The sequence below is a fragment of the Streptomyces avicenniae genome (genome assembly GCF_000719135.1).
GTDB classification, from domain to species: Bacteria; Actinomycetota; Actinomycetes; order Streptomycetales; family Streptomycetaceae; genus Streptomyces; species Streptomyces avicenniae.
The window spans coordinates 18,421-32,751 of the sequence record NZ_JOEK01000014.1; the positions used below are offsets into that span (position 1 = coordinate 18,421).

Here is a 14,331-nt window from a genome sequence, read left to right on the forward strand (position 1 = left end):
GGGGAGAGCCATGTCACTGACCGCGCCACGCCGTTCCGCGCTCGCCGACCAGGTGATCGCCCAGCTGCGCCACCAGATCACGTCGGGCGAGTGGCCCGTCGGCTCCCGCATCCCGACCGAACCCGAGCTGGTCGAACAGCTCGGCGTCGCCCGCAACACCGTCAGGGAGGCCATCCGCGCCCTCGCGCACAACGGCCTGCTGGACATCCGCCAGGGCTCGGGCACCTATGTGACGGCGACCAGCGAGCTGGCCGGGGTGATGCTGCGGCGCTTCGAGGACGCCGACCCGCAGGACGTCGCCGAGCTGCGCAGCGCGCTGGAGGCCCAGGCCGCACGGCTGGCCGCCGGGCGCCGCACGGAACGGGAGCTGCGGCAGCTGGAGACGCTGCTCGCGCGGCGCGAGGAGGCGTGGGCCGCCGGGGAGGCGGAACGCTTCGTCGAGGCGGACGCCACGTTCCACATGGCCGTCGTCAAGGCGTCGCACAACGAGGTGCTGACCGCGCTGTACGCGGACCTCGGCGGCGTCGTCCGCACCTTCCTGCGGCAGAACGTCGGCGACCGGCTGCGCCCCGCCACGTACGTGGACCACTCCGGGCTGCTCACGGCGATCCGCGCCGCCGACGCCGCGGCGGCCGAGGCGGAGGCGGGCTCGTACGCCCTGTCCTGCCGCACCGTCGCCACCGCCGCGGCGGACTGACCCCGGACGTGCGCCTGCCCCCGGCGGCGCGGTGGCCGCCGGGGGCAGGGCAAGGGACGGGGGTGGTCTCAGGCACCCATCATGTGCACGCCGCCGTCCACGTGGACGACCTCGCCCGTCGTCTTCGGGAACCAGTCGGACAGCAGCGCGACCACGCCACGGGCCGCGGGCTCCGGGTCGGACAGGTCCCAGCCGATGGGCGAGCGGCTGTTCCACACGTCGGCCAGCTCCTCGAAGCCGGGGATCGACTTGGCCGCCATCGACTTGATCGGCCCGGCCGAGACCAGGTTGACCCGGATGTTCCGGGGGCCGAGGTCACGCGCCAGGTAGCGGGAGGTCGCCTCAAGGGCCGCCTTCGCGACACCCATCCAGTCGTACTTCGGCCAGGCCACCTGCGCGTCGAAGTCCATGCCGACGACCGAGCCGCCGCGCTGCTCCAGCAGCGGGAGCAGCGCCGTCGTCAGGGACTTCAGCGAGTACGCGGACACCTCGACCGCCGTCGCGACCGAAGGCCACTCGGTGTGCAGGAAGTTGCCGCCGAGCGCGTCCTGCGGGGCGAAGCCGATGGAGTGGACGACGCCGTCCAGCCCGATCCCCTCGCCGATCTGCTCGGTGACCTTCTCCGCGAGGCCCGCCAGGTGCTCCTGGTTCTGCACGTCGAGCTCGATGACCGGCACCGGCTTCGGCAGCCGCTTCGCGATGCGCTCGACCAGGCTGAGGCGCCCGAAGCCGGTCAGCACGACCTCGGCGCCCTCCTGCTGGGCCAGCTTCGCCGTGTGGAAGGCGATCGAGGACTCGGTGAGCACCCCGGTGACGAGGATGCGCTTGCCGGCGAGAAGTCCGCTCATGTTCAGTGACCCATGCCCAATCCGCCGTCAACGGGGATGACGGCTCCAGTGATGTACGCGGCCTCGTCGGAGAGCAGGAAGCGGACGGCGGCGGCCACTTCCTCGGTCTGCGCGTACCGGCCGAGCGGGATCTCCGCCAGGACGGTGGCGCGCCGCTCCTCGCTGACGGCCTGGGACATCTCGGTGTCCACCCAGCCGGGCGCGACGACGTTGCAGGTGATGTTGCGCGAACCGATCTCGCGGGCGACGGAGCGCGCGAAGCCGATCAGACCGGCCTTGGACGCCGCGTAGTTGACCTGTCCTGGCGAGCCCATCATGCCGACGACCGACGAGATGAGGACGATACGCCCGCGCCGCGCCCGCAGCATGCCCTTGGCCGCCGTCTTCACCACACGGAACGTGCCGGTGAGGTTGGTCTGGAGGACCGCGTCGAAGTCCTCGTCCGACATGCGCAGCATCAACTGGTCGCGGTTGATGCCCGCGTTGGCGACAAGGCTCTCGACCTTGCCGTGCACCGCCTCGACCTCTTTGAACGCCTGCTCCACCTGTTCGGTGTCGGTGATGTCGCACCGCACGGGCAGGCAGCCCCGTTCGACCAGCTCCTTCGGGGGCTCGCCGGACCGGTAGGTGAAGGCGACCTTGTCGCCCGAGTCGGCCAGTACGCGGGCGATGGCCAGGCCGATGCCGCGATTGCCTCCGGTGACCAGAACCGAGCGGCTCAAGGGGGCACCTTCTTTCTGCGTCGTATGCTCCGGACAACGCTAACCTCCCTCACGGACCCGTTGGGGGGCGGGCCGTGACAGGCGCTCCGTCGCCGCTCTGTCGGGTTCCTACATCCGGTGCACGTCACGGGCGGTCACCTCCGCCCGCCCGTCGGCCAGGACTCCCTGGGCGGCGGGCGGGCGGAGGTGCATGATCGGGCGGGGCGCCCGACCGGCCCCGCACCGCAGCGGCACTCGGACAGGAGAGATTGTGCCCAGATCGATCGACGAGTCCTTCCTCGCCCTCCCCCTGCGCCCACTGGCCGACGCCGCGCTGGCGCGGGCCCGCGCGCTGGGCGCCGAGCACGCCGACTTCCGCCTCGAACGCGTCCGCAGCGCCAACTGGCTGCTGCGCGACGCCCGTCCGGCCGGTTCACGGGACGGCACGGACACCGGGTACGCGGTGCGCGTCGTCCACGGCGGCGCCTGGGGCTTCGCGGCGGGCGTGGACATGACGATGGACGCCGCCGCCCGGGTCGCCTCCCAGGCGGTCGAGATGGCCAAGCTGTCCGCCCGCGTCATCGCCGCGGCCGGTTCGGACGAGCGCGTCGAGCTGGCGCCCGAGCCCTCGCACGGCGAGCGGACGTGGGTCTCGCCCTACGAGGTGAACCCGTTCGACGTCCCCGGCGCCGAGCGGATCGAACTCCTCGCCGACCGGAGCGCGCGGCTGCTGGCGGGCGAGGGCGTGAGCCATGTGGACACGCGCCTGTGGGCGGTGCAGGAGAACAAGTTCTACGCCGACACGGCGGGCACCGTCACGACGCAGCAGCGCGTACGGATCCTGCCGGAGCTGACGGCGACCAACGTCGCGCCCGACGGCAGGTTCGACACGATGCGCACCCTCGCGCCACCGGCCGCGCGCGGCTGGGAGTACTTCACCGGCACCGCGTGGGACTGGGACGGCGAACTCGCCCGCATCCCCGGCCTGCTGGCCGGGAAGCTGGCCGCGCCCTCGGTGGAGGCCGGGGCGTACGACCTGGTGATCGCGCCGTCGAACCTCTTCCTCACCATCCACGAGTCCATCGGCCACGCCACCGAGCTGGACCGCGCGCTCGGGTACGAGGCGGCGTACGCGGGCACCTCGTTCGCCACCTTCGACCAGCTGGGGAGCCTGCGGTACGGCTCCGAGGCGATGCACGTCACCGGCGACCGGACGGCCGAGCACGGCCTCGCGACCGTCGGGTACGACGACGACGGCGTCGAGGCGCAGTCCTGGGACCTGGTGAAGGACGGCGTGCTCGTCGGCTACCAGACGGACCGCCGCACGGCCGCGCTGACGGGCGCCGCGCGCTCCAACGGCTGCGCGTTCGCCGACTCCCCCGCGCACGTGCCGCTCCAGCGCATGGCGAACGTCTCGCTGCAGCCCGACCCGGCGGGCCCGGACACGGACGGGCTGATCTCGCGCGTGGAGCGCGGCATCTTCATCGAGGGCGACGGGTCGTGGTCCATCGACATGCAGCGCTACAACTTCCAGTTCACCGGGCAGCGTTTCTTCCGCATCGAGAACGGCGAGCTGGCCGGTCAGCTGCGGGACGTCGCGTACCAGGCGACGACGACCGACTTCTGGGGCGCGATGGAGGCGGTCGGCGGCCCCGACACCTACGTCCTGGGCGGCTCCTTCATGTGCGGCAAGGCGCAGCCCGGCCAGCTGGCCGCCGTCTCGCACGGCTGCCCCTCCGCCCTCTTCCGTCAGATCAACGTCCTCAACACCACGCAGGAGGCGGGCCGATGAGCGGCACCGGCGGCACCGGAAGACCCCACGAGATCGTCGAACGCGCCCTCGCCCTCTCGCGGGCGGACAGCACCGTCGTCCTCGCCGAGGAGACGTCGGGCGCCAATCTGCGCTGGGCGGGCAACGCGCTGACGACCAACGGCGTCACGCGCGGCCGTTCGCTCACCGTCATCGCCACCGTGGACGGCGCCCGGGGCACCTCGGCCGGGGTCGTCACGCGGTCGGCCGTCACGGACGAGGACCTGGAGCCGCTGGTGCGGGCCGCCGAGGAGGCCGCCCGCCAGTCCCCCGCCGCCGAGGACGCGCAGCCCCTGCACACGGGCGGCGCGGCGTCGGCGGACTTCACCGCGGAGCCCGCCGCGACGTCCCCTGCCGTCTTCGACGCGTTCGCGCCCGCGCTCGGCGAGACGTTCGCCCGCGCGGCGGCGCAGGGCCGCGAGCTGTTCGGCTTCGCGGAACACACGGTCGTCTCCACCTACCTGGGCACCTCGGGCGGCCTGCGGCTGCGCCACGACCAGCCCGCGGGCCACGTGGAGCTGAACGCCAAGTCGCACGCGCGCAGCCGTTCCGCCTACGTGTCGGTCCCCACCGACGACTTCACGGACGTGGACCCGCTCGCGCTGGACGCCGCGCTGGCCGGGCGGCTGGCCTGGGCGGAGCGCCGCGTCGATCTCCCGGCCGGGCGCTACGAGACGCTGCTGCCGCCGACCTCCGTGGCCGACCTGGTGGTCTACCAGCAGTGGATGGCGGACGCGCGGCAGGCGCACGACGGCCGCACCGTCTTCGCCGCGCCCGGCGGCGGGACGCGCGTCGGCGAGCGGCTGACCTCGCTGCCGTTCACGCTGTGGAGCGACCCGGCCGCGCCGGGCCTCGGGTCCGCGCCGTTCGTCGTCGCGCACTCCTCCGCCGCCGGGTTCGGGCCGCAGACGTCCGTCTTCGACAACGGGCTGCCGCTCGGCCGCGCGGAGTGGATCGAGGAGGGGGTGCTGCGGCGGCTGGTCACCACCCGGTACACCGCCGACGTCACCGGCCTGCCCGTCGCCCCGCTGCCGGGCAACCTGCTGCTCGACGCGGGCGGCGACGGCTCGATCGACGACCTGGTGGCGCGCACGGAGCGCGGGCTGCTCGTGACGTCGCTGTGGTACATCCGCGAGGTGGACCCGAAGAACCTGCTGCTGACCGGCCTGACCAGGGACGGCGTCTACCTCGTGGAGAACGGCGAGGTGACGGGCGTGGTCAACAACTTCCGGTTCAACGAGTCGCCGGTGGACGTGCTGGCGCGCGCCGCCGAGGCGGGGGCGAGCGAGCGCACGCGGTCCCGGGAGTGGGGCGAGGAGTTCCCGCGCGTCGCGATGCCCGCGCTGCGGGTGCCCGACTTCCACATGAGTTCGGTCAGCCCCGGGGTGTGAGGCGGTCGCGGGCCCGTCCTGGCAGGGCGGTGACGGGGGGTGGCGCCGTAGGATGGGCCCGCCCCCCGACCGCTCCAGAACCCCGGGATGATCCGACGTGACACGCCTCGGCGAATCCGTGCGGCGCGCGACCGCGCTGCTCGTGCAGGACCTCTCCTCCGACGCCACCGTGCGGGAGCTTCTCCAGGAGACGGGGTCCCGGCGGTATCTGGATCTCAGCGACCTCCCCGCGGGCGAGCAGGCCGAGCTGATCGGCGCGCGGACGGTGAACGTGCTGCCGTCGGGCGACGCGCTCGCGGAACGAGTCGCCGCCGCGCAGGAGGCGGGCCGCGGCCTGCGCGTGAAGCTCGGCATCGACCCGACGGGCGCCGACGTCCATCTCGGGCACGCCGTGCCGATGATCGTGCTCAGCCGCTTCCAGCGGATGGGCCACGACGTGACGCTGATCATCGGCGACCTCACGGCGAGCATCGGCGACCCGAGCGGACGCTCCGAGGAACGCCCGCCGCTCACCGGCGAGGACATCGCCCGCAACCTCGCCGGGTACGGCGACCAGGTGCGGCCGTTCTTCGACTTCGAGCAGGTGCGCCTGCGGCACAACAGCGAGTGGCTGGCCGGGATCACGCTGCCCCGGCTGATCGGCATCCTCGCCCAGGTGTCGGCGTCGGCGCTGCTCCAGCGCGACGACTTCAGGCGGCGGCTGGACGCGGGCCACGGCCTGTCGATGTCCGAGCTGATCTACCCGGTGGCCATGGCGATCGACTCCGTCGAGATCATGGCGGACGTCGAGCTGGGCGGCGTGGACCAGTTGCTGAACCTCCAGATGGGCCGCCGGGTGATGGAGATCCACGGCCAGACGCCGCAGCTCGTCGTCACGCTGCCGCTGATCGAGGGCACCGACGGCTCCGGCGCCAAGATGTCCAAGTCGAAGGGGAACTACATCGGCCTGTCCGCCGCGCCCGACGAGCTGTTCGGCAAGGTCATGTCGATCCCCGACCGGCTGGTCGAGCCGTACCTGCGCGCCCTGACCGAGTGGACGGACGCCGAGCTGGCGGTCGTCACGGCCCGGCTGGCGGACGGCACGCTGCACCCGATGGACCTGAAGAAGGTCCTGGCGGGGGAGGTCGTGACCGCGCTGCACGACCTGGACGCCGCGATGGGCGCGCGCGCCGCGTTCACGGCGCGGTTCTCGCGGCGGAGCTTCACCGAGGTGGCGGCGCTGCCCGAGGTCTCGCTCGCCGAGTACGGCGCGGAGACGGTGACGACGGTGCTGACCAAGGTCCTCGACTTCGTGCCGAGCGCGTCCGCCGCGCGGCGGCTGGCCCGGCAGAACGGGCTGCGGCTCGTGCTGGAGACGGCGGACGGGCAACGGACCGAGACCGTGCCGGAGGAGGACGCGCTGCGCACGCTCGCCGAGGTCGTCACCGAGCGTGCCGACGGGCTCGCGGGGACGCCGGACAGCGTGTACCTGAAGGCGGGACGCAAGCTCGCGCGGGTGCGCGACTGAGCAGCGGCGCGGCAGGCGTACCGTGGACGGCGGGTGGTGAGGCATCGTGCGCGTAGGACACCGAGCGGGACGCGGGCAGGCCGGTCCCGAGGTCTTCAGGATCACCGGGGCCAGGCAGGGGCTGACGGACGACGTCCGTGGGCGGCAGCGGCGGTATGTGATCTCCATGCTCGTCCGCACGGCGGCGGTCATCGCGACCGTGGTGCTGTGGGACGTCAGCAGGCCGGTCGCCGTCGTGACGCTCGTGCTGGGCGCGCTGCTGCCGTACGTCGCGGTGGTCGTCGCCAACGCGGGGCGGGAGAACGTTCCGTCCCTCCCGTCCACCTTTGTGACCGGGGCCGGGCGCGGCGCGCTGCCGCCAGACGGCGGCGATCCGCACAACCGGAACTGAGGCGTCCGGCGGCGAAGAAGCGGTGGCACGCAACCAATTGGGCCGTTCGGCTGCGCCGAAGAGGGCATTGCATGTCATACTTCTAGGGCGCTCCGCATCCCCCGTCGGAGCGACGGACCGACGCCGGGCGGCTCCCCCCGTGGCTGCCCGGCGTCGCCCCTTTTCCCGCCGCCGTCCGCTCCTGTGTGCCTCATGGGGAGACGATGCGGAGAGGGAGAGGATTCCGTGACGAACGCGCCCGCCGACCAGACCGTGGTCTGTTCCGCGAAGGACTGCCGTGACGCCGCCGAGTGGGTGCTGGCGTGGAACAACCCGAAGCTCCACACGCCCGAGCGCCGCAAGACATGGGTCGCCTGCGAGGAGCACCGCGAGTACCTGTCGCGCTTCCTCGGGCTGCGGGGCTTCCTGAAGGACGTCGTGCCCCTGGCCGAGTGGCCGCCCGCGTCAGCCGCCGATCGCTGACATCGGACGGTCCGGTTGCACGAACGCCGGGTCGTCCAGCCCTGAACCGGCCTTCTTGCCCCACATCGCGGCCCGCCACAGGCGGGCGAGCGCGGCGTCGTCGGCCCCGGAGCGCAGGGCGGCGCGCAGGTCGGTCTCCTCGCGCGCGAAGAGGCAGTTGCGCACCTGACCGTCGGCGGTGAGCCGGGTCCTGTCGCAGGCGCGGCAGAACGGGCGGGTGACGGACGCGATGACGCCGACGCGGTGCGGGCCGCCGTCCACGAGCCAGCGCTCGGCGGGCGCGGAGCCGCGCCGCCCGTCCTCCTCCGGGGTGAGGGTGAACCGGGCGCGCAGGGACGTCAGGACGTCCTCCGCGGTGATCATCCCCGCGCGCTGCCAGCCGTGCTGGGCGTCGAGCGGCATCTGCTCGATGAAGCGCAGCTCGTAGCCGTGTTCCACGGCCCAGGCGAGCAGGTCGGGCGCCTCGGTGTCGTTGACGCCTGGCATCAGCACGGAGTTGACCTTCACGGGGGTGAGCCCCGCGGCGTGGGCCGCCGCGACGCCGCGCAGCACGTCGGCGTGTCGGCGGCGGCGGGTGAGGCGGTGGAACGTGTCGGGGTCGAGCGTGTCGAGCGAGACGTTGACGCGGTCGAGCCCGGCGGCGGCGAGGGCGGCGGCGGTCCGCTCCAGGCCGATGCCGTTGGTGGTGAGCGAGAGCCGGGGCCGGGGGGTGAGGGCGGCGCACCGGGCGACGATGCCGGTCAGGCCGGGCCGCAGCAGCGGCTCACCACCCGTGAAACGGACGTCCGTGACGCCCAGTTCCGTGACGGCCAGCCGGACGAGGCGGACGATCTCGTCGTCGTCGAGGAGTTCGGGCTTCGCCAGCCAGGACAGGCCCTCCTCCGGCATGCAGTAGGTGCACCGCAGGTTGCACCGGTCGGTCAGCGAGACGCGCAGGTCCGTGGCGTTACGGCCGTGGGTGTCGGGCAACATGGGTGAACCTCCGCCGCGTGGGGACCGGATGCTCCGCAGCGTACGGGACGGCGCCGACATCGCCGAGGGAGCGCGGGGGCGGACGGTGCGGCGGCGCCCCGTCAACTCGTGCCTCGCGAGGCGCTGTCGGTGGTGGCCCGTATCCTCGGGAACCATGCTCGAAGACCAGCAGGCACCCGCGCCAGACACACCCGTCCGGCAGACCCAGGACAGGCTGTGGCCCTTGGGCTACCCGACCGGGTACGCCGTGGTGGACGTCGAGACGACGGGCCTGGCCACGCACGACCGGATAGTGTCGGCGGCCGTCTACCGGCTCACCGCGCGCGGCGAGGTCGAGGACCACTGGTACTCGACCGTCAACCCGCAGCGCGACCCGGGGCCCGTGCACATCCACGGTCTGACGGCCCGGATGCTGGCGGACGCGCCGCTGTTCGCCGATGTGGCGGGGGAGTTGGCGGAGCGGCTGGCGGACCGTGTGCTGGTCGCGCACAACGCGAAGTTCGACTGGTCGATGCTGGCGCACGAGTACGCGCGGGCGGGCCGGATCGCGCCCGTCAAGCAACGGCTGTGCACCATCCACCTGTCGAAGGCCCTGGGGCTGCCGCTGGCGAACCACCGGCTGGAGACGCTGGTGACGCACTTCGGCGTCGTGCAGCGGCAGGCGCACCACGCGCTGGACGACGCGCGCGTCCTCGCCGAGGCGTTCCGCCCCAGCCTGCACCAGGCGGCGGGCCTGGGTCTGCCGCTGCCCCTGCTGGCGTGCCTGCCGGTGACCCGCTGGTCCGAGCCGCCGCCCGCGGCGGAGCGGGGCGCCCGGTGGGGCTCCTGGGCGGGCCAGCGCGGCTGGCGGCAGACGAAGCGGCGCCCGCCGTGCCCGTGGGTCAACCCCGGCCGCTACACGGCGGGTGAACGGCTCGTCCAGGGCATGCGGGTCGCGATCTCGGGCGACACCTCGGTGGAGCGCGAGCTGCTGGAGGACCAGGCGTTCGACGCCGGGCTGCACATCGCGGGCAGCGTCTCGCGGCTGACGAGCCTGCTGGTGTCGAACGACCCGCAGGCGCCGACGGGCAAGGCGTCGCGCGCCAGGGAGCTGGGCACCCCGGTCATCGACGAGGCGACGTTCGTCCGGCTGCTCGACGACATGGCGCCCGGCACACGCGCGGCCGAGGGCGACCAGGGCTGACGAGCCGCCCGGCGCGCGCCGCCCGCGTGGCGAGAGGCACCCTGCCGGGAGCGGAGCGTCCCCCCTCGGGTACGGTCGGGCGGTGTGTACCGCTTTCTGCTGACCCGGCAGTGGGTGATCCTCACCCTCGTCGCGCTGACCCTGATCCCGTCGATGATCTGGCTGGGGTTCTGGCAGCTGCACCGCCACGAGCAGCGGGTCGCGCGCAACGAGCTGATCAGCGACAGCCTCGCGGCGCCCGAGACGCCGATGGCGGAGCTGACCTCGGTCGGCGGCGAGCCCGACCCCGACGACCGCTACCGGCCGGTGACGGCGGTCGGCACGTACGACACCGGCCACCAGGTCGTGGTGCGCAACCGTTCCTCGAACGACGAGACCGTCGGCTACTGGGTGCTGACCCCCCTGGTCCAGGACGACGGCACGGCCGCGCTCGTGAACCGCGGCTGGATCAGCGCGGGCGAGGACCTGACGACGCTCCCCGACGTGCCCGCGCCGCCCCCGGGCGAGGTGACCGTCACCGGCCGCCTGATGACGGACGAGACGAGCGCGACCACCGGTATCCGTGACCGCTCCGGCCTCCCGGACGGCATGGTGATGATGATCAACAGCGCCGAGCGGTCCGAGGCGATGGGCGGCGTCCCGACGCTGGGCGGCTACCTGGTGCTGACGGCGACGTCCCCGGCGCCCGCCGACGCGGACGCGCAGCCGCAGCTCCTGAACGCGCCGGACCACTCCAGCATCGGCGCGCACTTCGCGTACGCCATCCAGTGGTGGCTGTTCACCGGCGGCGTGCCCGCGGGCTGGATCATCCTGCTGCGCCGCGAGGTCAAGGACATCAGGGCCGCGGAGGCCAAGGCGCGGCGCGCGGCGGCGCCGCCGCGGCCCCGCGAACCCGCCGCCCCGGTGGCGTCCCCCACCGGCGGCTGAGCCCGCAGAGGGGGACCGGCGGTCCCCGGACAGGTGCGCCCTTCATCCCCCGCCGCGACGGCGCGAGGGTGGAACGCGTGGCGGAGGGTGCCAGAGCCGCGCGGACGGCGCGCGGCGGCCCTCCCCCGATCCGGAGGAACCGGCACATGACCACGCGCACCCGCAGGATCGCCCTGATCACCGGCGCCAACCGAGGGCTCGGCCGCGCCACGGCGCTGCGGCTCGCCGAGAGCGGCACGGACGTCGTGCTCACCTACCGTTCGCACGCCGAGGAGGCCGCGGCGGTCGTCGAGGCCGTCACGGCGCTCGGCGGCACGGCCCGCGCCCTGCGGCTCGACACCGGCCGCGTCGCGGACCACGGCGCCTTCGCCGACGAGCTGCGGGCCACCCTCAAGGAGGGCTGGGACCGCGACACGTTCGACTTCCTGGTCAACAACGCGGGCACGGCCCTGTACCGCCCCTTCGCCGAGACCTCGGTCGAGGAGCTGGACGCGCTGCTCGACGTCCACTTCCGGGGCGTCTTCTTCCTCACGCAGACCCTGCTGCCGCTCCTCGCGGACGGCGGGCGCGTGATCAACGTCTCCACGGGCCTGACGCGCTTCACGAACCCGGGCTCGTCCGCGTACGCCGCGGTGAAGGGCGCCGTGGAGGTCCTGACGCGCTACCTGGCGAAGGAGCTGGGCCCGCGCGGCATCCGCGTCAACACGGTGGCGCCAGGACCGGTCGCGACCGACTTCGGCGGCGGGCTGCTGCGCGACCACGCCGAGACGCGCGCCGCGCTCGGCGCGCAGACGGCGCTGGCCAGGGTGGGCGAGCCCGACGACATCGGCGGCGTCATCACCGCTGTGCTGTCCGAGGGGTCCGGATGGCTGAACGGGCAGCGCGTCGAGGCGTCGGGCGGCATCTTCCTGTAGGCAGTTCCTGGCGGACAGGGCGGCACGGCACGGCGGCTGCGAGGCGAGAGGACAGGGTATGGACCGGGCACAGCTGGCGGACTTCCTGCGCACCCGCAGGGAGGCGCTCCAGCCGGAGGACGTCGGGCTGCCGCGCGGACCGCGCCGCAGGACCCGCGGGCTGCGCCGGGAGGAGGTCGCCGCGCTGTGCGGCATGTCGGCCGACTACTACGGCAGGCTGGAGCAGCAGCGCGGCCCCCAGCCGTCCGAGCCCATGCTCGGCGCGATCGCCCAGGGGATGCGCCTGTCGCTGGACGAGCGGGACCACCTCTTCCGCCTCGCCGGGCACAACACCCCAGGCCGCCTGCTGCGCGGCGGCCACATCGCCCCCGGCATGATGCGCATCTTCGACCGGCTCCAGGACACCCCGGCGCAGGTGATCGGCCCGCTGTCGGAGACGCTGGCGCAGACGCGACCGGCCGTCGCGCTCTTCGGCGACGAGATGCGGTTCACCGGCCCGGAACGCAGCATCGTCTACCGCTGGTTCACCGACCCCCGCGCCCGTCGCGCCTATCCGGAGGAGGACCACCCGCTGCACGGCCGGGTGTTCACCTCCAACCTGCGCAATGCCTTCTCCCGCCAGGGGCGCGGCTCGGAGGCCCATCGGATGGCGGAGCGGCTGCTGGAGCTGAGCGAGGAGTTCGCGGAGCTGTGGAGCGCGCACGAGATCGGGGTGAGCCGCCCCGACGACAGGAAGCGCGTCCTCCACCCGGACCTCGGCGTGCTCGACCTGCACTGCCAGGTGCTGTACGCGCCCGACCAGGCGCAGGCGCTGCTCGTCTACACGGCGTCCCCGGGGACGGAGAGCCACGAGAAGCTGCAGCTGCTCGCCGCCGTCGGCGACCGGCCGCCGTACGCCTGACGGCCCGGCGGCGGGCTCAGGAGACGCGTTCGGGCGCGTGGCCAGCCGAGCGCATGCGGATCTCGGCGGGGAGCGCGGGCAGCCCGGTGGAACGGCGCGCGTTCTCGATCGCCACCGTCCGCAGCGCGGTGACCGCCTCGTCGGGGCGCGCCTGCGGCGCGAGGATCAGCCCGACCTTGAGCCGCGGCTGTGTGCGGCGGCCCACGAGGGTGACGCGTGCCCGGTCGATGCCGGGCAGCGCCTCGGCCTCGGCCGTGAGGGCCTCTTCGAGCGCGCGCCCGCGCACGACGGCGGCGACCCCGTCCCCGGTGTCCACCAGGACCTCGCCGAGCCGGGGGCGGCGGGACTGCGCGAGGAGCCACCACAGGGCGAGGACGAGCAGCAGCGACAGCGCGGCGATCACGACGGGCCAGAACCAGCCCTGCTCGCGGAGGTGGACGCGTTCCGCGTGGCTGAGGACGACGTCGTCGGAGCGGTGCCAGGGCCAGGCCCAGGCGTCGGGCACCAGGCCGAGGGCGGTGGCCAGCCCCGCGGTCCCCGCGGTGATCAGCAGCAGGCCGGTGAGCAGGAGGAGGACGCGGTTGGTCGCGCGCAGCATCTCGGGTGCACCTATCGCTTCGCGGGCCGGTGGGCGTGGACGGTGAGGGCGGGCCGCCGCGACAGGCCCAGGTCGCGGACGCCGTCGGCGAGCACCGCGTCCAGGTCGGCGCGCACCACGTCGAGGTCGCGGAAGTGCGACTCGGCGAGGACCCGTACGCGGTGCCGACCCGCCGTCACGCGGACGGCGCGCACGCCGGAGACCGCCAGCGCCCGGTCGCGCAGGACGACGCCGACGGCGCTGCGCTCGATGCCGGAGCGCACCTGCTCGGCCGCGCGGCGGCGCATCGGGAGGATGCCGCGCAGCCCCGGGGTGACGGCGAGGACCACGAGGCAGACGCCGACGGCGATCGCGGCGGCGCAGCCGGTGATCACCCAGGCGTCGTCCATGGCGCGGGAGTCGAGCCCGTCCGCGAGGTTGCGGCGCCACTGGGTGGCCGGGCGGTCGGCGCGCACGGCGACGATGTCGTACAGCAGGGGGCCGCCGGTGATCAGCGTGGCGGCGGCGACCAGGACGGCGGGGACGCGGCGTTCCGACCAGAAGCGGCGCGCCGGGTGGGCGTGGGCCTCCTCGGCGTCCGGCGCGGCGTCGGGCTCGGGCGGGCGTTCCGCGGCGGTGACGTTCACAGGACGCGCCTCCTGCGGGGCCCGGCGGAGGCGCCGTGCCGGGAGTGCAGGCGCGTGACGGTGACGGCGACGTCGTAGGTCTCCATGCCCGCCAGCTCCCCGAGGCGCGCGGCGATGTGCCGCCGGACGGCGCGGCAGCTGGCGCCGATGTCGCAGGGATAGGCGAGCTCCAGCTCGACGCGGACGGCCGCGGTCGCCCCGGTGTCCCCCGCGGCGCCCGGCGGGCGGCGGACGACCGCGGTGGCGAGCGGATGGCCGTCGTGGCGCGGGGGCGGCGGGGGCCCGGTGCGGTCGGCGGTCAGCGCCTCCCAGGCCGCCTGCGCGGCGAGCTTGGCGACCACCCGCTCGGAGACGCGCGTGGTGCCGCGCTCGGCGGCGGGCACCTGGGTCAGGGTGTCCACGG

The 14,331-nt window shown here is 74.1% G+C and carries 16 protein-coding genes; 10 read left to right on the plus strand and 6 right to left on the minus strand.

Annotated elements, in window-relative coordinates; all coding sequences use genetic code 11:
• Nucleotides 1–10 precede the first annotated feature (10 nt).
• Nucleotides 11–697 (plus strand): FadR/GntR family transcriptional regulator, encoded by a 687-nt coding sequence (locus IF27_RS23045; protein ID WP_052851660.1) that lies wholly within the window; start codon nt 11–13, stop codon nt 695–697.
• A 68-nt stretch (nt 698–765) separates the two neighbouring features.
• Here IF27_RS23045 and fabI read toward each other — a convergent pair whose 3' ends face one another.
• Both fabI and fabG read right to left on the minus strand, forming a co-directional pair.
• Nucleotides 766–1,545, minus strand: coding sequence for an enoyl-ACP reductase FabI (gene fabI / locus IF27_RS23050; protein ID WP_052851661.1), 780 nt, complete (start codon nt 1,543–1,545; stop codon nt 766–768).
• Nucleotides 1,546–1,547: 2 nt separating this feature from the next.
• Nucleotides 1,548–2,267: a 3-oxoacyl-[acyl-carrier-protein] reductase gene (gene fabG / locus IF27_RS23055; protein ID WP_052851662.1), complete on the minus strand. Its 720-nt coding sequence runs from the start codon at nt 2,265–2,267 to the stop codon at nt 1,548–1,550.
• 250 nt (nt 2,268–2,517) lie between these two features.
• Between fabG and IF27_RS23060 the strand changes: the two genes are divergently transcribed.
• From IF27_RS23060 to IF27_RS23080, 5 genes are all read left to right on the plus strand, one after another.
• Nucleotides 2,518–4,038, plus strand: a complete 1,521-nt coding sequence (locus IF27_RS23060) for a TldD/PmbA family protein (RefSeq protein WP_052851663.1) — start codon at nt 2,518–2,520, stop codon at nt 4,036–4,038.
• Nucleotides 4,035–5,447: a metallopeptidase TldD-related protein gene (locus IF27_RS23065; protein ID WP_052851664.1), complete on the plus strand. Its 1,413-nt coding sequence runs from the start codon at nt 4,035–4,037 to the stop codon at nt 5,445–5,447. The genes IF27_RS23060 and IF27_RS23065 overlap by 4 nt, the downstream gene beginning before the upstream one ends.
• A 97-nt stretch (nt 5,448–5,544) precedes the next feature.
• Nucleotides 5,545–6,954, plus strand: a complete 1,410-nt coding sequence (gene tyrS / locus IF27_RS23070) for a tyrosine--tRNA ligase (RefSeq protein WP_052851665.1) — start codon at nt 5,545–5,547, stop codon at nt 6,952–6,954.
• Nucleotides 6,955–7,000: 46 nt separating this feature from the next.
• Nucleotides 7,001–7,345 (plus strand): DUF3099 domain-containing protein, encoded by a 345-nt coding sequence (locus IF27_RS23075; RefSeq protein ID WP_052851666.1) that lies wholly within the window; start codon nt 7,001–7,003, stop codon nt 7,343–7,345.
• A gap of 192 nt (nt 7,346–7,537) precedes the next feature.
• Entirely contained in the window at nt 7,538–7,807 is a 270-nt protein-coding gene (locus tag IF27_RS23080) for a hypothetical protein (RefSeq protein ID WP_052851667.1), read from the plus strand.
• Here IF27_RS23080 and moaA read toward each other — a convergent pair.
• Nucleotides 7,790–8,779, minus strand: a complete 990-nt coding sequence (moaA, locus tag IF27_RS23085) for a GTP 3',8-cyclase MoaA (RefSeq protein ID WP_052851668.1) — start codon at nt 8,777–8,779, stop codon at nt 7,790–7,792. The genes IF27_RS23080 and moaA overlap by 18 nt on opposite strands.
• 154 nt (nt 8,780–8,933) lie before the next feature.
• On the opposite strand from moaA, the gene IF27_RS23090 reads away from it, so the two are divergent.
• The 4 genes from IF27_RS23090 to IF27_RS23105 all read left to right on the plus strand — a co-directional run bounded on the left by IF27_RS23090 (nt 8,934) and on the right by IF27_RS23105 (nt 12,704).
• Nucleotides 8,934–9,962, plus strand: coding sequence for a DEDDh family exonuclease (locus IF27_RS23090; protein WP_110946177.1), 1,029 nt, complete (start codon nt 8,934–8,936; stop codon nt 9,960–9,962).
• A gap of 84 nt (nt 9,963–10,046) precedes the next feature.
• On the plus strand, nt 10,047–10,889 hold the full coding sequence (locus IF27_RS23095) for an SURF1 family cytochrome oxidase biogenesis protein (protein ID WP_052851669.1): 843 nt from the start codon (nt 10,047–10,049) through the stop codon (nt 10,887–10,889).
• Between the two features lie 146 nt (nt 10,890–11,035).
• Entirely contained in the window at nt 11,036–11,803 is a 768-nt protein-coding gene (locus IF27_RS23100) for an SDR family NAD(P)-dependent oxidoreductase (protein WP_052851670.1), read from the plus strand.
• Nucleotides 11,804–11,861: 58 nt separating this feature from the next.
• Complete coding sequence (locus IF27_RS23105; protein WP_052851671.1) at nt 11,862–12,704, plus strand: helix-turn-helix transcriptional regulator; 843 nt, start codon at nt 11,862–11,864, stop codon at nt 12,702–12,704.
• A 16-nt stretch (nt 12,705–12,720) separates the two neighbouring features.
• Here IF27_RS23105 and amaP read toward each other — a convergent pair whose 3' ends face one another.
• Genes amaP through IF27_RS23120 form a run of 3 tightly spaced genes read right to left on the minus strand, consistent with a single transcriptional unit; the run spans nt 12,721 to nt 14,329 of the window.
• Entirely contained in the window at nt 12,721–13,302 is a 582-nt protein-coding gene (gene amaP, locus IF27_RS23110; protein WP_052851672.1) for an alkaline shock response membrane anchor protein AmaP, read from the minus strand.
• Between the two features lie 11 nt (nt 13,303–13,313).
• Entirely contained in the window at nt 13,314–13,928 is a 615-nt protein-coding gene (locus IF27_RS23115; protein ID WP_052851673.1) for a DUF6286 domain-containing protein, read from the minus strand.
• Nucleotides 13,925–14,329 carry a hypothetical protein gene (locus IF27_RS23120; RefSeq protein ID WP_110946178.1) on the minus strand — a complete coding sequence of 135 codons (405 nt, stop codon included), beginning with the start codon at nt 14,327–14,329 and terminating at the stop codon, nt 13,925–13,927. Before IF27_RS23120 ends, IF27_RS23115 begins: the two co-directional genes overlap by 4 nt.
• Nucleotides 14,330–14,331 lie beyond the last annotated feature (2 nt).